The organism is Caballeronia sp. LZ062 (assembly GCF_031450785.1).
GTDB lineage: Bacteria > Pseudomonadota > Gammaproteobacteria > Burkholderiales > Burkholderiaceae > Caballeronia.
This window is the reverse complement of record NZ_JARTWB010000002.1, coordinates 120,355-136,794: the sequence shown is the minus strand read 5'-3', so window position 1 is coordinate 136,794 and position 16,440 is coordinate 120,355. Positions and strand designations below refer to the sequence as shown.

Sequence of the window (16,440 nt, the reverse complement as noted above, 5' to 3'; positions counted from 1 at the left end):
GCGCCGAAGCGCGGCAAGGACTCCGGCGCGAAGCTGTTGCGTCGCAGCGAGAAAGAGCTTGTGCGGTGATCCGATGCTGCGGAAAGGGAATGGACGATGCCGGGATCGCGCGGCGCGGCCAGTCGCAGAACGCGACCGGCCGCGTCCTGCGGCCGGGCGCGATGTCGGAGTGGCCGGCGGCGGCGTCGATTCGGTATCGCGTATCGCGTATCGCGTATCGCGTATCGCGTCATGATGATTCGCGCGAGCGCGGCGAGCGCCGGCGTCCTCGTGTCGCGACCGCTGGGACGCGCCGCCTGACGCCGGGGCGCTCAACGCAGCGCAACGCTGTCTCCCAACGCCTATTGATTCCCACGTGGGCATATGTATGCGTCGATGATCGCATCACGCGCAGGCGGCGCAATCACCTAGCGTCGCGACCGCTGGTACGCCCTGCCTGACGCCGAGGCGCTCAACGCAGCGCAACGCTGTCCCGCAACGACTATTGGTTCACACCTGGGCGTATGCACGCGTCGATGGTCGCACCGCGTGCAGCCAGCGCAATCACCTAGCGTCGCGACCACTCGGACGCGCCGCATGACGGCGCGCGTGCTCCGCGCAGCAGAACTGCTGTCCCGCCGCGACTATCGATTCGCTGGTCGGCGTATGCACGCCGCACTGCGCGCATCGGACGAGCGGATCGGCGAGTTGCGGCGGATCGCGGCGGGCCGCGCCGTTGCGGGCGCCCGCGCCGCCCGCTGCCGTGGAAGCGCCGTTCGACGTCGAACGCGTTCCCGCGTGACCACGCTCATTGGCGCGGCGCAGCTTCTTGAGCAGCCATTGCGTCACGAAGAAGAGGACGATAAGAAGCAGGAAATTTCGCATCGACTTGAGAAATGAGGACCGCGTTCAGACGACCGCGCGATGCAGCAGCACTTCGAACACGAAGCGGCTGCCGACATACGCGAGCAGCAGCGCCACGAACGAAGCCAGCACCCAGCGCAGCGCCGCGCGCCCGCGCCAGCCGGAGATGCGGCGCGCGGTGAGCAGCGCGCCGAACATCAGCCAGGAGAGGATAGCGAAGACGGTCTTGTGATCGAGACGCAAGGCGCGATCGACCAGTTGCTCGTTGAATGCGATGCCGGAGATCAGCGTGAGTGTCAGCAACACGAAACCGGCGCCGATCAGCCGGAACAGCAGCTTTTCGAGCGTGAGCAGCGGCGGCAAGGTGTCGAGCCAGCTTGCGAGCCAGCCGTTGTTGCCGGTGTGACGCATCGCGAGGCCGCGCATGCGCTGAAGGCGTCGTTCGAGCATCAGCATCAGCACGGCATGCAGCGCGGCAATCGCAAAGAGGCCATACGCGATGTTCGCGATCAGAAAATGCAGCTTGAACATCGGCGCGGCGGAGTACGACAGCACGCGCACGCCGCCGAACGCGAGCGGCAAGAGCGACGCGACGCACGCAAGCGGCAGCACGAGCAGACGCAGGCCGTCGAGCGGAAAGAAGAAGCTCTCGATCCAGTAGATGCCCGCGCCGAGCCAGAACATGGCGGACAAGGCGAACGCGAAGCCGAAGATCATCGCGTTCTGCGGGAAGATGGTCATGTGCAGCAGCACGCCGTGCACGAGCAACGCTATTAATAATAGAGCGCGCCCTACGCCGCTCATGCCCGACGCCTTCGATGGACTCGCCGGCGCGGTCCCGATACCCGATGGCACGCCCGCCAGCACCGGCTCCACGGCCGTATGACGATGCGCGCGCCAGCCCGCCACGGCCAGTCCGCCGTAGAGAAACGCAGTGAGGGCATACAGTACAATATCCATGTTCGAAGTTTACACTAGGCCCCGAAGCCGCGACGTCTTCCCCCTTGCGCCGAAGTAGGGCGCATCGCCGCGAAACCGCCTGCGCGTCGCCGGAAACCAGGGCCGCACTCTCACATTCCCATGCTCGACAACCTCACTCAACGGATGGCGCGCGTCGTCAAGACGCTGCGCGGCGAGGCCCGGCTCACCGAGGCCAACACGCAGGAGATGCTGCGCGAAGTGCGCCTCGCGCTGCTCGAAGCCGACGTGGCGCTGCCCGTCGTGCGCGAGTTCATCGCCAAGGTGAAGGAAAAGGCGCTCGGCGAGGAAGTGCTTTCGAGCCTGTCGCCGGGTCAGGCGCTCGTCGGCGTCGTGCAGCGCGAATTGACCGCCGTGATCGGCGGCGACTACGAGGGCAAGGCCGCCGAGCTGAACCTCGCGGTCACGCCGCCCGCCGTTATTCTCATGGCAGGCTTGCAGGGCGCGGGTAAAACCACGACCACCGGCAAGCTCGCGAAGATCCTGCGCGAGAAGCAGAAGAAAAAGGTGCTGACGGTTTCCGTCGACGTGTACCGCCCCGCCGCTATTCGCCAGTTGCAAACGGTGACCGAACAGGTCGGCGCGGACTTCTTCCCGTCGCAGCCAGATCAGAAGCCCGCGGACATCGCGCGCGCGGCGATCGATTGGGCGAAGCGCCATTATCACGATGTCGTGATCGTCGATACGGCCGGTCGCCTCGGCATCGACGAAGCGATGATGAAGGAGATCAGCGAGCTGCACGCGCTGCTCAAGCCCGCTGAAACGCTCTTCGTCGTCGACGCGATGCTCGGCCAGGACGCCGTGAACACCGCGAAGGCGTTCAACGACGCGCTGCCGCTCACGGGCGTCGTGCTCACGAAGCTCGACGGCGATTCGCGCGGCGGCGCGGCGCTTTCGGTGCGGCACGTCACCGGCAAGCCGATCAAGTTCGTCGGCGTCGCCGAAAAGCTCGACGGCCTCGAAGTCTTCCACCCGGATCGCATGGCGAACCGGATTCTCGGCATGGGCGACATTCTCGCGCTCGTCGAGGAAGCGCAACGCGGCGTCGATACGCAAGCGGCGCAGAAGCTCGCCGACAAGGTCAAGAAAGGCGGCGACTTCGACCTGAACGACTTCAAGGCGCAACTCTCGCAGATGAAGAAGATGGGCGGGCTGTCGTCGCTGATGGACAAGCTGCCCGCGCAGTTCCAACAGGCGGCGCAAGGCGCGGACATGAACAACGCCGAGAAGCAGATGCGCCGCATGGAGGGCATCATCAATTCGATGACGCTTCAGGAGCGCGCGAAGCCCGAACTGATCAAGGCGGCACGCAAGCGCCGCATCGCCGCGGGCGCGGGCGTGCACGTGCAGGAAGTCAACCGCATGCTGAATCAGTACGAGCAGATGCGCGGCATGATGAAGAAGCTCAAAGGCGGCAACCTGCAAAAGATGATGCGCGGCATGAAGGGCATGATGCCGGGAATGCGCTGATTCGCCGCATTCCGAACCCGCGTTTCCTGCGCCCGACGCGAAACGAACGCGGGTTTATCATATGGCGCACGCCGCCGTTTTTTTCCACACTGAGTCGTCGTCTTTCCCGCCTGCCTCTATGAATCGCGAAGAAGCTCTCCACATTTTCAGCCACTCCGAAGAGATCGTCAGCGCCGATCAGGTCGACGCGTCGATCAAACGCATGGCTGCGGACATCAAGGCCGCGACGCAGGACGACTTCCCGTTGCTGCTCTCCGTCATGGGCGGCGCGGCCGTGTTCACCGGCATGCTGCTGCCGCACCTCGATTTCCCGCTCGAATTCGACTACATCCATCTGACGCGCTATCGCAACGCGATCAAGGGCGGCAGCGAAATGCAGTGGCGCGTGGCGCCGGCCGAATCGGTGAAGGATCGCGTGGTGCTCGTGCTCGACGACATTCTCGACGAGGGCGAAACGATGGCCGCCATCCGCGACCGCATCATGGCGATGGGCGCGAAGCAGTTTCTGTCGGCGGTGCTGTGCGAGAAGCTCATCCCGAAAGCGAAGCCGCTGCGCCCGGATTTCTGCGGCTTCGAAGTGCCGGACCGTTACGTGTTCGGCTGCGGGATGGACGCGAAGGGTTACTGGCGGAATCTGCCGACTATCCGGGCGTTGACGGAAGGGGCGTGAGCGATTGCACGCGCGACGAAAAAGAAAAAGCGGCCTCGGCCGCTTTTTTCACAACTGATGCACGAAAGCGCGTATCCCCGTGAGAATCATCTCGACGGAAATTGCGACAAGCACGAGTCCCATCAAGCGCTCGAACGCCGTGACCGCGCGCTCGCCGAGCCATTGCTGAATCTTCTCCGCGAGAATCAGCACGATCGCGCAGACGACCATCGTGACGGTCAGCGCGCCGATCCATTCGAACATCTTGCCCGGCGCCTGCGATGTCAGCAGCATCACCGTCGCAAGCGCGGACGGGCCGGCGAGCGCCGGGATCGCGAGCGGCACGATCAACGGTTCGCCGCCGCGCGTATCGCCGCCCATCGGGCCATCCGGATGCGGGAAGATCATCCGAAGCGCGATCAGAAACAGCACGATTCCGCCGCCGATGCGCAGAGACACATCTGTGAGATTCATCGCCCGCAGGAAGCGGTCGCCGGCCAGCATGAAGACGAGCAGAATGCCGAACGCAATCGCCACTTCGCGCAGAATCACCACGCGGCGCCGCTCGATGGCGACACCGCGCAGCGCGTTGATGAAGATCGGAATGTTGCCGAGCGGATCGGTGATCAGCAGCAGAAGGATCGTCGCCGACAGGAAGTTGTACTGCATTTACTTCCCGAGCGCGGCCCGAATCTTCGCCGTCACGACGCCCGCCGCCTCTTCCACCGGCAGCAGCGAGGCTTCGGCATCACGCCGCGCCTGATATTCGAGCTTGCCTTCCTTCAGCCCGCGATCGCCGATCACAATGCGATGCGGCACGCCGATCAGCTCCCAATCCGCGAACATCACGCCAGGGCGCTCGCCGCGATCGTCGAGAATCACGTCGATGCCCGCGTCCTGCAGCGTCGCGTACAGCTTGTCGGCCTGTTCACGCACGGCGTCGCTGCGGTCGTAGCCCATCGGGCAGATCACGACTTCGAACGGCGCGATCGCTTCCGGCCAAATGATGCCCTTGTCATCGAAATTCTGTTCGATAGCCGCGCCCAGCACCCGCGTCACGCCGATGCCGTAGCAGCCCATCTGCATCGGCGCGGGCTTGCCGTTTTCGTCGAGGAACGTCGCGCCCATCGAATCCGAATACTTCGTGCCAAGCTGGAACACGTGCCCCACTTCAATGCCGCGGCAGATTTCCAGCGTGCCACGGCCATCCGGCGAGGGATCGCCCGCGACGACATTACGGATATCTGCGACTTCCGGCTCCGGCAGATCGCGGCCCCAGTTCACGCCGGTGGTGTGGTAGTCGACCTCGTTCGAGCCGACCACAAAATCGCTCATGTTCGCGACCGTGCGATCCGCGAACACGCGCACCGGCTTCTTCGTGGCGATAGGACCGAGATAGCCCGGCGGCGTGCCGAACCATTCGACGATCTCGGCTTCCGTCGCAAAGCGGTAGCCTTTCAAGCCCGGCAGCTTGCTCACCTTGATGTCGTTCAGCGAATGATCGCCGCGCAGCATCAAGAGCCAAATGGTCGGCTCGGCGCCTTCGTTGTCGGTCGCGAGAATGATCGACTTGATGGTGCGTTCGAGCGGGATGTTCAGCAAGTGCGCGACGGCTTCGCACTTGGCCGCGCCGGGCGTCGGCGTCTTCTTCATCTCCTCGGCGGGCGCGGCGCGCTCGGCGATCAGCGGCAATGCGTCCGCCGCTTCCACGTTCGCCGCGAAGTCGGATGTCGGGCAATACGCGATATCGTCTTCGCCCGTTTCCGCGATGACGTGAAATTCGTGCGATCCGCTGCCGCCGATCGAGCCGTTGTCCGCCGCCACCGCGCGGAACTCCAGCCCGATGCGCGTGAAGATGCGCACGTAGGCGTCGTACATTTTCTTGTACGACTCGGCGAGGCCCGCCGTGTCCTTATCGAAGGAATAGGCGTCCTTCATGATGAACTCGCGGCCGCGCATGACGCCGAAGCGCGGTCGAATCTCGTCGCGGAACTTCGTCTGGATCTGATAGAAGTTGACCGGCAGCTGGCGATAGCTCTTGATCTCGCGCCGCGCGATGTCCGTGACCACTTCCTCGTGCGTCGGTCCGACGACGAAATCGCGCTCGTGACGGTCTTTGATGCGCAGCAGTTCCGGGCCGTACTGTTCCCAGCGTCCCGATTCCTGCCACAACTCGGCCGGCTGCACGGCCGGCATGAGCAGTTCGAGCGCGCCCGCCCGGTTCATCTCTTCACGCACGATGGCTTCGACCTTGCGGATGGAGCGCAGGCCGATCGGCATGTAATCGTAGATACCGCCCGCGACGCGGCGGATCATACCGGCGCGCATCATCAGCTTGTGGCTGACGATCTCGGCGTCGGCGGGAGCTTCCTTCAGGGTGCCGATGAAGAAACGGGATGCTTTCATTCAGAAATTTTCCAAAAGCGGCGCGCGCCCACGAAACCATGTGGTTGAAGGCTGGCGAAACGGGTGAACAACGAAACGGTCGACGGCTCTGCACGAGGCCACAACGAGACGCTCGCGCGCCGCTTGTGGCCGACCGCCCTGCACGAAGCCGGAAAAGAAGATTCTGCCGACTTCCGCGTTGCCTGGCAAAGTTTCCTTGCGTGAAGGCGCACCGCGAGCCCCGAAATTGGGGCTCCGACACGGGTTCGAACGGATGCGCCGGGGCCGTTATCTGTTTATAATCAAAGCAATTTTAAAGGATTCGAAGGTGGTTGTATGCTGGATCGTGAAGGCTTTCGCCCGAACGTCGGCATCATCCTCTTGAACGCGCGCAACGAAGTGTTTTGGGGCAAGCGGCTGCGTGAACATTCCTGGCAGTTTCCGCAAGGGGGCATCAAGTACGGCGAGACCCCCGTGCAAGCAATGTATCGGGAGTTACACGAAGAAACCGGCCTGCTTCCTGAGCACGTGAAAGTTGTCGGTCGCACGCGCGACTGGCTGCGTTATGAGGTGCCGGATAAGTTCATCAAGCGCGAAGTGCGCGGTCATTATCGCGGTCAGAAACAGATTTGGTTTCTGCTGCGCATGGTCGGGCGCGACTGCGACATTTGCCTGCGCGCGACGGACCATCCGGAATTCGATGCCTGGCGCTGGAACGAATACTGGGTGCCGCTGGACGCGGTCATCGAGTTCAAGCGCGACGTTTATCAACTGGCTCTCACCGAGCTTTCCCGCTTTTTGCGGCGAACCAATACTCGTGGCGAACGCGGTGAGCGCGCCGCGCATCATGGGCCGCGTTATCCGCGCGTCATTCAGACCATGACGATCGAGACACCTGCCGTAACCGCCGCCGGCGCCGCGGTTCAGGCAGAATGTACGGTCAGCGAAGAAGTGCGGATCATCGCGCGGCGGTCATCGTGCGACTGAAATCGCGTTCGGTTTTGCAATCGAGCGCGGCGGTTCTTCGTTCAATCTGACACTCGGCATGTTGGTAAGCCCGGCGCAGCGAGCACTGCTCGACGCGCCGGGCGTTTCGCCGTCCGCGCATCCGTTATTCGGGAACATCGAATTGAAAGTCATCGTCTCATCCGCGGTACTCGTCGCCATGCTCGCCGCGCTCGCCGGCTGTTCCAGTTCCAAAGGCCCGTCCAATCAGGACGACGGCGTGTTCACCTATCTGCTCGACCGCAAGACGGAATGGGTCGAGAACAAAGTCGATACGCTGCCGCCGTTGCCGCAGGCGGCGAACCTGCTTCCGTTCAATGTTTCGGAGAACACACCGCTGACGTTCGCGGTCGACAAGAGTTCGCTCTCCGTCGGGAATGACGGCGTCGTGCGCTACGTCGTCGTTGCGACGAGCCCGAGCGGCGCGCGCAACGTCAACTACGAAGGCATTCGCTGCGACACGTATGAATGGCGCCGCTACGCGAGCATCAACGAGGACGGCACCGGCTGGGACCGCGGCGTCGCGTTCGACTTCCGGCGTATCGAAAACGGCGAACTGAACGCGTATCAGGCCGCGCTGTATCAGGACTACTTCTGCACGAGCAAACTGCCTGTCGGCAACGCGAAGCAGATCGTCAACAACATCCAGTACGAGCGCACGCAACGGTCCATCAACCTGCGTTAATTGCCGGCTCGCACAGCAAAAAGCCCGCTGACCTTCCGGTTCAGCGGGCTTTGTTCATTCGGCGGTGAACGTGTCTCAGACCAGCACCAGATTGTCGCGATGGATGAGTTCCGGCTCCAGCATGTAACCGAGCACGGCTTCGATCTCCGCGCTCGGCCGCCGATGAATCAGCCGCGCCTCTGCACTGCTGTAATTCGTGATGCCGCGCGCAACTTCCTGGCCGCTGTCATTGACGCACGCGATCACTTCGCCGCGACCGAACGCGCCCTTCACATCCACCACGCCGATCGGCAGCAAGCTCTTGCCGTCGGCGGTGAGCTTCTGCACGGCGCCATCGTCGATCACGACGTGACCGCGCACCTGCAAGTGATCCGCCATCCACTGCTTGCGCGCGGCCATGCGTGCGGTGCGCGCGATCAACTGCGTGCCGATTAGCTCGCCCGATGCAAGGCGCGTGAGGACGTCGGCCTCGCGGCCGCTCGCGATCACCGTGTTGGCGCCGCTGTGCGCGGCGCGCTTGGCCGCGAGAATCTTGGTGAGCATGCCGCCGCGGCCGAGGCTCGATCCCGCGCCGCCGGCCATTGCTTCGAGTTCGGGCGTGCCGGCATCGGCCTGTTCGACGAGCGTCGCGTTCGGGTCCTTGCGCGGATCGGCGGTGAAGAGGCCGCGCTGGTCCGTGAGAATGACGAGCGCGTCGCCTTCGATCAGATTCGCGACGAGCGCGCCGAGCGTGTCGTTGTCGCCGAACTTGATTTCGTCGGTAATGACGGTGTCGTTCTCGTTGATGACCGGCACCGCGCCCAGACGCAGCAGCGTGAGCAGCGTGGAGCGCGCGTTGAGATAACGCTCGCGGTCGGCGAGATCGGCGTGGGTGAGCAGGATCTGCGCGGTGCGGATGCCGTGCGCGCCGAAGCTGCTCTCGTAGACTTGCGCGAGGCCCATTTGCCCGACGGCGGCGGCAGCCTGCAATTCGTCGATTTCACGCGGCCGCTTAGTCCAGCCGAGCCGGTGAATGCCTTCGGCGATGGCGCCCGAACTGACGAGCACCACTTCCTTGCCCTCTTCGCGCAGCGCCGCGATCTGCGACGCCCACCGGGCGATGGCCGCGTGATCCAGTCCGCGCCCGTCGTTGGTGACGAGGCTGGACCCCACTTTCACTACGATTCGCTTCGCAGCGGCAATGACCGAACGCATCGTGCGCTTCTCTCCTCGGTGTCGCGACCCGCGATGACGGGCGGCGTCGTTATTCGTCTTCGTCGTCTGCCTGGTTTCCGGCGATGTCATCGCGGAAACGCACGTCGGCCGCGAGATCTTCCGCTTCCGCCGCACGCGACGCGTCCGAGTGCGTCGAGATGTAGTCGTAAATGGCGTAGACGAGCGCCTCGCAGCCCTGGCCCGTGAGCGCCGAAATCTCGTACACCGGGCCGTCCCACTCGAAGCGTTCGAGGAAGTCCTTCACGCGGGCCGCGCGCTCGTCTTCCGGCACCATGTCGAGCTTGTTCAGCACGAGCCAGCGCGGTTTTTCGTAGAGCGACTCGTCGTACTTGCGCAATTCGTTGACGATGGCTTTCGCTTCCGCCACGGGATCGACGTTTTCATCGAACGGAGCAAGGTCCACGAGATGCAGCAGCACGCCCGTGCGCTGCAAATGGCGCAGGAAGCGGTGGCCGAGGCCGGCGCCTTCCGCCGCGCCTTCGATCAGCCCGGGAATATCCGCGATCACGAAGCTCTTGCTCGGCCCGACGCGCACGACGCCGAGATTCGGCGCGAGCGTGGTGAACGGATAATCCGCGATCTTCGGTCGCGCGTTCGAGACGGAGGCAATGAACGTCGATTTGCCCGCGTTCGGCATGCCGAGCAGGCCGACGTCCGCGAGAACCTTCAGTTCGAGCTTGAGCATGCGGCGCTCGCCCGGCTTGCCGTCGGTCTTCTGACGCGGCGCGCGGTTCGTGCTCGACTTAAAGTGCAGATTGCCGAGACCGCCCGCGCCGCCTTGCGCGATCAGCACTTGTTGATTGTGCTCGGTCAGGTCCGCGATGATCTCGCCCGTTTCCTGATCCGAAATAATGGTCCCGACCGGCATGCGCAGCGTGATGTCGTCACCGCCTTTGCCGTAGCAGTCCGAACCGCGACCGTTTTCGCCGTTGCGCGCCTGGTGCTTCTTCGCGAACCGGTAGTCGATCAGCGTGTTGATGTTGCGGTCCGCGACCGCGTAGACGCTGCCGCCGCGCCCGCCGTCGCCGCCGTCCGGCCCGCCGAACGGGACGAACTTTTCGCGGCGCATCGACGCGCTGCCATCTCCCCCGTCGCCGGCGATGACTTCGATCCTCGCTTCGTCAATGAACTTCATGCGTTGCTCCGTCCCGTGTTTCAGCGCGATGACTGCCGCGAGACCCAACTCGCTCAGTCGACACGCTATTTTGCCGTGACCGGCGCGTGCCGGGCACTCATATGCTTCGATTCTGTGGGCGCGATTTTCCGGCGCGCCAATGAAAAAGGCCCCGCGAACTTCGCGGGGCCTTTTTTGCGGTCCTGAAGCCCGTGCAGTGAACCTTACGCTGCTGCCGGGACGACGACGACCGTGTGCTTCTTCGCTGCGCCCTTCGTCGTGAACTGGACGTGGCCGTCCGTCAGCGCGAACAAGGTGTGATCCTTGCCGATGCCGACGTTTTCACCCGGGTGCATGCGCGTGCCGCGCTGGCGAACGATGATGCCGCCTGCGTTGATTGCCTGGCCGCCGTAAACCTTCACGCCGAGGCGCTTCGATTCCGAATCGCGGCCGTTGCGGGAAGACCCGCCTGCTTTTTTGTGTGCCATTTGCTATAGCTCCTTGACCGTTGCGCGACGCTTAAGCGTTGATCGCGTCGATGCGCAGTTCGGTGTAGTTCTGGCGATGGCCAGCGTGCTTTTGGTAGTGCTTCCGGCGACGCATCTTGAAGATGGTCACTTTCTTGTGACGACCTTGCGACACGACGGTAGCCTTGACGGAAGCCCCACTGACCAGCGGCGTACCGAACTGAATCGATTCGCCTTCGCCTACTGCGAGAACCTGGTCGAGCGTGATTTCAGCGTCAATGTCTGCCGGTATCTGTTCTACTTTCAATTTTTCGCCAACGGCAACTTTGTACTGCTTGCCGCCGGTTTTTATGACCGCGTACATTGAGAACCTCACTCAGAATTCGTTTTTCCACGCACCGCGCGGGGAAAACACGAGATTATACATAGGCTTAGACGCCGCGTCAAAAGGCATTGACATTTCGCGGCGGCGGCTCAGACAGCCCGCCGCGCGTCATCCCCGCCGCAAAGCGGCCCGCGATCGACGCCTCCACGCGCCCGGTGATTCGTCGCGGGTCCGATTCGCCTTATAATCCGCCGCATTACCTCATTTGCCGATCATGTCGTCCACCGCCACTTCCTCCCCCGACGCCGCCGCACTGCTTGCCCCGATCGCCGAGGACATGCAGCAGGTCAATCGCGTCATCCGGCAGCGCCTGGCATCAGAAGTGATGCTCATCAACCAGATTTCCGAGTACATTATCGGCGCGGGCGGCAAGCGGCTGCGCCCGGCGCTCTTGCTGCTCGTGGCGGGCGCACTGGGCGATACGACCGGGCATCGCCATGAACTGGCCGCCGTGGTCGAGTTCATCCACACGGCAACGCTTTTGCACGACGACGTGGTCGACGAATCGGACCTGCGCCGCGGCCGCAAGACGGCCAATGCGCTGTTCGGCAATGCGGCGAGCGTGTTGGTCGGCGATTTTCTCTATTCGCGCTCGTTCGAAATGATGGTGAGCGTCGGCCAGATGCGCGTGATGGAGATCCTGTCGGTTGCGACCAACATCATTTCCGAAGGCGAAGTGCTGCAGCTGCTCAACATGCACGACCCGGACGTGGACGAAGCGCGTTACATGCAGGTCATTCGCTACAAGACGGCGAAGCTCTTCGAGGCGGCCGCGCAACTGGGCGCGGTGCTCTCGGGTTCGGACGCGCGCACGGAAGCGGCGGCGGCGGAATTCGGCCGGCGCATCGGCACGGCGTTCCAGATCATGGACGACTGGCTGGACTACACCGGCACGCCCGAATCCATGGGCAAGAACGCCGGCGACGACCTGCGCGAAGGCAAACCCACCCTGCCGCTCATTTATTTGATGGAGCACGGCACGCCGGAACAGGCGGCACTTGCGCGCGAGGCGATCGAACAGGGCGGCACGGACCGCTTCGACACCATCTTCCGGGCGATCACCACGTCGGGCGCGCTCGACCACACGCTGGAATGCGCGCGCAAAGAAGCGCAGGCGGCGGCGAACGCAATTTCTTCATTCCCCGCTTCCATTTATAAAGAGAGCTTGCTAGAATTATGTTCTTACTCGACGTCGAGGCAGTCTTGAAAGAGACTTTCTAGCCAAAAGCGTCCAAGTAATTCGGGGTGTAGCTTAGCCTGGTAGAGCGCTACGTTCGGGACGTAGAGGCCGGAGGTTCGAATCCTCTCACCCCGACCAGAATTGCAAAAACCCGCATGGTTTGCCATGCGGGTTTTTTCTTTTTCGGCCGATGCCTTGGCGGACGAGCCCAGCGGACGGGCCTCGCCGGCCCGGGAAAGCCGTCTGCTATAGTCCCTTCATCACCGCCCCTACTCGATCACCGCGTGGACAACCTTCCCTTATGGGCGCAAATCTGCGCCATCTTTCTGCTGCTGTTCCTCTCCGGTTTTTTCTCCATCTCTGAAACGTCGATGATGGCGCTCAATCGTCATCGGCTCAAGTATCTGGCCAGCCAGGGTTCGTTGAGCGCGCGCACGACGCAAGGCCTGCTCGCCAAGACGGATCAACTGCTTTCCGTCATCCTGATCGGCAATAACCTGATCAACACGATCATTCCGGTCCTGACTACGTCCATTGCGCTGCGCACCTTCGGACACAACAACGTGGTGCTCTCGATCACGACGGGCGTCATCGCGTTTCTCATTATTGTGTTCGCGGAAATCGCGCCGAAGATCGTAGGCGCCACCTATCCGGAAAAGGTCGCGTTGCCGGCGAGTCTCGTGCTCGCGCCGCTCATGCGCATCGCGCGGCCGCTCGTGTGGTTCGTCAACCTTTTTGCCAACGCGATTCTCGCCGCGCTGCATATCAACCTGAAGGGCAACCGCGATCAGCGTCTTTCGCCCGAAGAACTGCGCACTATCGTGCTGGAAACGGGCAGTTTCATGCCGACCAAGCACCGCAGCATTCTGCTCAATCTGTTCGACCTGGAAAACATCTCCGTCGACGACGTGATGATCCCGCGCCGCCGCATCGAGGCGCTCGACTTCGACGCGCCGTTCGACGACATCCTCCACCAACTCGAGACGTGCTATCACAACAAGCTCGTCGTTTATCAGGGCGATATCGACCGCGTGCTCGGCGTTCTTCACGTGCGCAAGACGCTGTCCGCGCTGCATAACCAGGAACTCGAGCGCGACACGCTGCGCGAACTGCTCACGGAACCTTACTTCGTGCCCGCCGGCACGCCGGTCTTCCAGCAGTTGCAGTACTTCCAGGAGAGCGGTCACCGCATCGCGATCGTCGTCGACGAATACGGCGAACTGCAAGGGCTCGTCACGCCGGAGGACATCATCGAGGAACTGATCGGCGAATTCACGTCGACGCTTCCGCGCGGCGCGGGCTCGCGCGGCTGGGATGAAAACGGCGAGTGCATCGTGCCGGGCAGCATGCCGCTGCGCGAACTGAACCGCTGGCTCAAGCTGACGCTGCCGACGGACGGCCCGAAGACGCTCAACGGCCTGATTCTCGAAACGCTCGAAGACATTCCGGACGGCGACGTGGCGATGCGCATCGGCGGCGTTTATCTCGAAGTGATGCGCAGCGACGATCAGGCGGTTCGCACGGTCAAGATCTTCCGGCCGGCCGCGCCGGCCAAGCGCGCGCTGCGTTAGCCATTCGGACGAGTAGCGGCACGTGCGGGGCGGCGGGATGATCGGTCATTCCGTCCCGATCCGTTACCGCTCATGAATTCCGTTTCTCCCGTCTCGTTCCCGCGCCCGGCCGACCCGACTTTCGAAACAACGCCCGACGGGCAATCGCCCGCCGTTTCCCTGTCGCCGACACCTTGCGCGAAGCCGCCGAGCGCGGCGCGTCCGATATCCACGTCGAGCCTTCGGAGCACGAATGGCGCATCCGGCTGCGCGTGGATGGCGCGTTGCACGTGCTGCGCCGTCCGCCCTCTCATTTGCGCGACGCCTTCGTCACGCGCATCAAAGTGCTGGCGCGAATGGATATCGCCGAGCGGCGTGTGCCACAGGACGGGCGTCTACGGCTCGCGCTGCCCGGTGGTCACACTGGCGACTATCGCGTGAGTTCGCTGCCGACGCTCTTCGGCGAAAAGCTGGTTTTGCGCCGGCTCGATGCATTGCCGCGCGATTTGTCGCTCAGTGCGCTCGGGCTGGATGGCGAGCAAAGCCGCGTAGTCGAGTCGGCCATTCGCGCGCCGCACGGCCTGGTGCTCGTGACCGGGCCGACGGGCAGCGGCAAGACTTTGTCGCTGTACTGCTTTTTGCAGATGCTCAACGCCGAAGCGCGCAATGTGTGCGCAGTGGAAGATCCCGCCGAAATCCAGCTTGCGGGCATCAATCAGGTCAGCGTGCGCGAAAAGGCCGGTCTCACCTTCGCGGTGGCGCTGCGCGCGTTCATGCGACAGGATCCGGACGTCATCATGGTCGGCGAGATTCGCGACGCCGAAACCGCCGACGTCGCAGTGAAAGCCGCGCAAACCGGCCACCTCGTCCTCTCGACGCTCCACACCAACGACGCGCCCGCGGCCATCGCGCGCCTGATCGACATCGGCGTCGCGCCCTACAACCTCGCGTCGGCGTTGCGGCTCGTGACGGCGCAACGGCTCGTGCGCAAGCTCTGCGACATGTGCCGCGCGCCGTCCACGCTCACGCTCCCCGACGGTTTTCGTCCGTTCGAACCGCGCGGCTGCCCGGCGTGCCACGGCATCGGGTATCGCGGGCGCGTCGGCGTGCATCAGTTGATGCCGGTATCGGACGGCATACGCGAGTTGATTGTCGGACGTTCAGCGACGCACGCCATTGCGCGGCTGGCGCAGTCCGAAGGCATGCCCACGCTGCGAGACGCCGCTTTCGCGCGTGTACGCGAAGGCGTGACGAGCGTCGCGGAAGCGGCCGACGCGACGGAAACCGCGTGATGGCGGCGGACGCATTCGACGTGCGCTACGCCTGGCGCGGCATCGACGCACACGGCACGCGACGAAGCGGCAAGCTGATCGCGGCGGATTTGGCTTCGGCGCGCGCCTCGTTGCGGCGGGAAGGCGTGACCGTATTTGAACTCGATGCGCTGGGCGCCGCGCCGCCGCCGAAGGCATCGTCGGCAGAAGTCGGCGTGTTCACGCGCCAACTCGCCGGGTTGCTGCGCGCCGGGTTGCCGCTCGCGGCTGCGCTGGACCTGCTCGGCAACGCAGGCGGGCGCGGCGGTTTGCCCCGCATCGTGCGTTCGCTGGCGCGCGACATCACGCGCGGCGTGCCGTTTTCGGCCGCGCTCGCCCGTCATCCGGCGTTCGGCGCGTTGTACTGTCAGCTCGTCGCGGTCGGCGAAGTGGCCGGCGCGTTGCCCGCCGTGCTCGCGCGCCTCGCCGACGATCGCGAGCGGGCCAGCGCGCAGCGGGCGAAGCTGCGCGCGGCGCTCGCTTACCCGGTGATGGTGTTGCTGCTGTCGCTGGCGATCACCGCAGGACTACTGATCGGCGTCGTGCCCACGTTCAAAACGATCTTCGACGGCTTCGGCGCGGCGCTGCCCGCACCGACGCGGTTCGTCCTCGCGTTGTCCGATGCCGTCGGGCGTCATGGCGTGCCGTTCATCGCGGTAAGCGCGTGCATGACGCTCGTCGCGGCTCGCTGGATGAAACGCTCGGCGCACGCGCGAGAGACGGCGGACCGTGTCGCGCTCAACCTGCCGCTCGCCGGCCCGTTGCTCCGCTCGCTTGCCGTCGCGCGCTGGAGCCGCGCGCTCGGCACCTTGCTCGCTGCCGGCACGCCACTCTCGGACGCATTCGATTCGCTTTCTCGCGCCACGGGCAACGAGGTGTTCGACCGCGCAACCGTCGAAATCGCCGCGCGGCTGCGCAACGGCGAGCGACTCGCCGCCGCCATGCGCGCGCTCGGCTGCTTTCCGCAGGACGTGGTCCAGCCGATCGCCGTCGCCGAAGAGTCGGGCGCGCTCGATTCGATGCTGCTCGATCTCGCCGCCCTCGCCGATCGTCAAGTGGACGAGCGCATCGGCGCGTTCGCAAGCCTGTGCGAGCCGCTCGTCATCGCGGTATTGGGCGCGCTCGTCGGCGGTCTCGTCATCGCCATGTATCTTCCTATCATTCAGCTTGGCAACGTGGTGTAGCATCGCGGGCCAAAGACATC

At 64.0% G+C, this 16,440-nt stretch carries 16 protein-coding genes, 1 tRNA gene and 1 pseudogene; 10 read left to right on the top strand and 8 right to left on the bottom strand.

Translation table 11 applies throughout. From position 1 onward, the window contains the following. Nucleotides 1-543: 543 nt before the first annotated feature. Nucleotides 544-864: a PP0621 family protein gene (locus P9239_RS06690; RefSeq protein WP_309749741.1), complete on the bottom strand. Its 321-nt coding sequence runs from the start codon at nt 862-864 to the stop codon at nt 544-546. 24 nt (nt 865-888) lie between these two features. Next, nucleotides 889-1,803 (bottom strand): cytochrome c biogenesis protein CcsA, encoded by a 915-nt coding sequence (locus P9239_RS06685; protein WP_309749739.1) that lies wholly within the window; start codon nt 1,801-1,803, stop codon nt 889-891. A gap of 120 nt (nt 1,804-1,923) precedes the next feature. On the opposite strand from P9239_RS06685, the gene ffh reads away from it, so the two are divergent. Together ffh and P9239_RS06675 are read left to right on the top strand one after the other, a co-directional pair. Beyond that, nucleotides 1,924-3,291, top strand: coding sequence for a signal recognition particle protein (gene ffh / locus P9239_RS06680; RefSeq protein ID WP_309749738.1), 1,368 nt, complete (start codon nt 1,924-1,926; stop codon nt 3,289-3,291). Nucleotides 3,292-3,409: 118 nt separating this feature from the next. Next, nucleotides 3,410-3,961, top strand: coding sequence for a hypoxanthine-guanine phosphoribosyltransferase (locus tag P9239_RS06675; RefSeq protein ID WP_244847266.1), 552 nt, complete (start codon nt 3,410-3,412; stop codon nt 3,959-3,961). A 48-nt stretch (nt 3,962-4,009) separates the two neighbouring features. Here P9239_RS06675 and P9239_RS06670 read toward each other — a convergent pair whose 3' ends face one another. Both P9239_RS06670 and P9239_RS06665 read right to left on the bottom strand, forming a co-directional pair. Then, the gene (locus tag P9239_RS06670) at nt 4,010-4,609 is read right to left on the bottom strand and encodes a MarC family protein (protein WP_309749737.1); all 600 of its coding nucleotides are present in this window, start codon (nt 4,607-4,609) and stop codon (nt 4,010-4,012) included. Beyond that, nucleotides 4,610-6,346, bottom strand: a complete 1,737-nt coding sequence (locus P9239_RS06665) for a proline--tRNA ligase (protein WP_309749736.1) — start codon at nt 6,344-6,346, stop codon at nt 4,610-4,612. Nucleotides 6,347-6,409: 63 nt separating this feature from the next. On the opposite strand from P9239_RS06665, the gene P9239_RS06660 reads away from it, so the two are divergent. The 3 genes from P9239_RS06660 to P9239_RS06650 all read left to right on the top strand — a co-directional run bounded on the left by P9239_RS06660 (nt 6,410) and on the right by P9239_RS06650 (nt 8,015). Continuing rightward, nucleotides 6,410-6,550 (top strand): hypothetical protein, encoded by a 141-nt coding sequence (locus tag P9239_RS06660; protein ID WP_309749735.1) that lies wholly within the window; start codon nt 6,410-6,412, stop codon nt 6,548-6,550. 111 nt (nt 6,551-6,661) lie between these two features. Then, on the top strand, nt 6,662-7,312 hold the full coding sequence (locus P9239_RS06655; RefSeq protein WP_309749733.1) for an RNA pyrophosphohydrolase: 651 nt from the start codon (nt 6,662-6,664) through the stop codon (nt 7,310-7,312). Nucleotides 7,313-7,490: 178 nt separating this feature from the next. Then, a complete protein-coding gene (locus tag P9239_RS06650; protein WP_309753919.1) occupies nt 7,491-8,015 on the top strand; it encodes a CNP1-like family protein in 525 nt (174 codons plus the stop codon). A 75-nt stretch (nt 8,016-8,090) separates the two neighbouring features. Here P9239_RS06650 and proB read toward each other — a convergent pair whose 3' ends face one another. From proB to rplU, 4 genes are all read right to left on the bottom strand, one after another. Further along, nucleotides 8,091-9,209 carry a glutamate 5-kinase gene (gene proB, locus P9239_RS06645; protein ID WP_309749732.1) on the bottom strand — a complete coding sequence of 373 codons (1,119 nt, stop codon included), beginning with the start codon at nt 9,207-9,209 and terminating at the stop codon, nt 8,091-8,093. Between the two features lie 49 nt (nt 9,210-9,258). Continuing rightward, complete coding sequence (cgtA, locus tag P9239_RS06640) at nt 9,259-10,365, bottom strand: Obg family GTPase CgtA (protein WP_309749731.1); 1,107 nt, start codon at nt 10,363-10,365, stop codon at nt 9,259-9,261. Nucleotides 10,366-10,568: 203 nt separating this feature from the next. Next, the gene (rpmA, locus tag P9239_RS06635; RefSeq protein WP_175945147.1) at nt 10,569-10,832 is read right to left on the bottom strand and encodes a 50S ribosomal protein L27; all 264 of its coding nucleotides are present in this window, start codon (nt 10,830-10,832) and stop codon (nt 10,569-10,571) included. A 31-nt stretch (nt 10,833-10,863) separates the two neighbouring features. After that, nucleotides 10,864-11,175 carry a 50S ribosomal protein L21 gene (gene rplU, locus P9239_RS06630; RefSeq protein WP_008342953.1) on the bottom strand — a complete coding sequence of 104 codons (312 nt, stop codon included), beginning with the start codon at nt 11,173-11,175 and terminating at the stop codon, nt 10,864-10,866. Between the two features lie 235 nt (nt 11,176-11,410). Here rplU and P9239_RS06625 point away from each other — a divergent pair, with 235 nt between their 5' ends. The 5 genes and pseudogenes from P9239_RS06625 to P9239_RS06605 all read left to right on the top strand — a co-directional run bounded on the left by P9239_RS06625 (nt 11,411) and on the right by P9239_RS06605 (nt 16,420). Beyond that, on the top strand, nt 11,411-12,403 hold the full coding sequence (locus tag P9239_RS06625) for a polyprenyl synthetase family protein (protein ID WP_309749730.1): 993 nt from the start codon (nt 11,411-11,413) through the stop codon (nt 12,401-12,403). Nucleotides 12,404-12,437: 34 nt separating this feature from the next. Then, a tRNA-Pro gene (locus tag P9239_RS06620) sits at nt 12,438-12,514 on the top strand. 146 nt (nt 12,515-12,660) lie between these two features. Next, a complete protein-coding gene (locus P9239_RS06615) occupies nt 12,661-13,947 on the top strand; it encodes an HlyC/CorC family transporter (RefSeq protein WP_309749729.1) in 1,287 nt (428 codons plus the stop codon). A gap of 72 nt (nt 13,948-14,019) precedes the next feature. Continuing rightward, nucleotides 14,020-15,218 (top strand): annotated as a pseudogene (locus P9239_RS06610) (GspE/PulE family protein). Continuing rightward, a complete protein-coding gene (locus tag P9239_RS06605) occupies nt 15,218-16,420 on the top strand; it encodes a type II secretion system F family protein (RefSeq protein WP_309749728.1) in 1,203 nt (400 codons plus the stop codon). The pseudogene P9239_RS06610 and the gene P9239_RS06605 overlap by 1 nt, the downstream one beginning before the upstream one ends. The last annotated feature ends 20 nt before the right edge of the window (nt 16,421-16,440 follow it).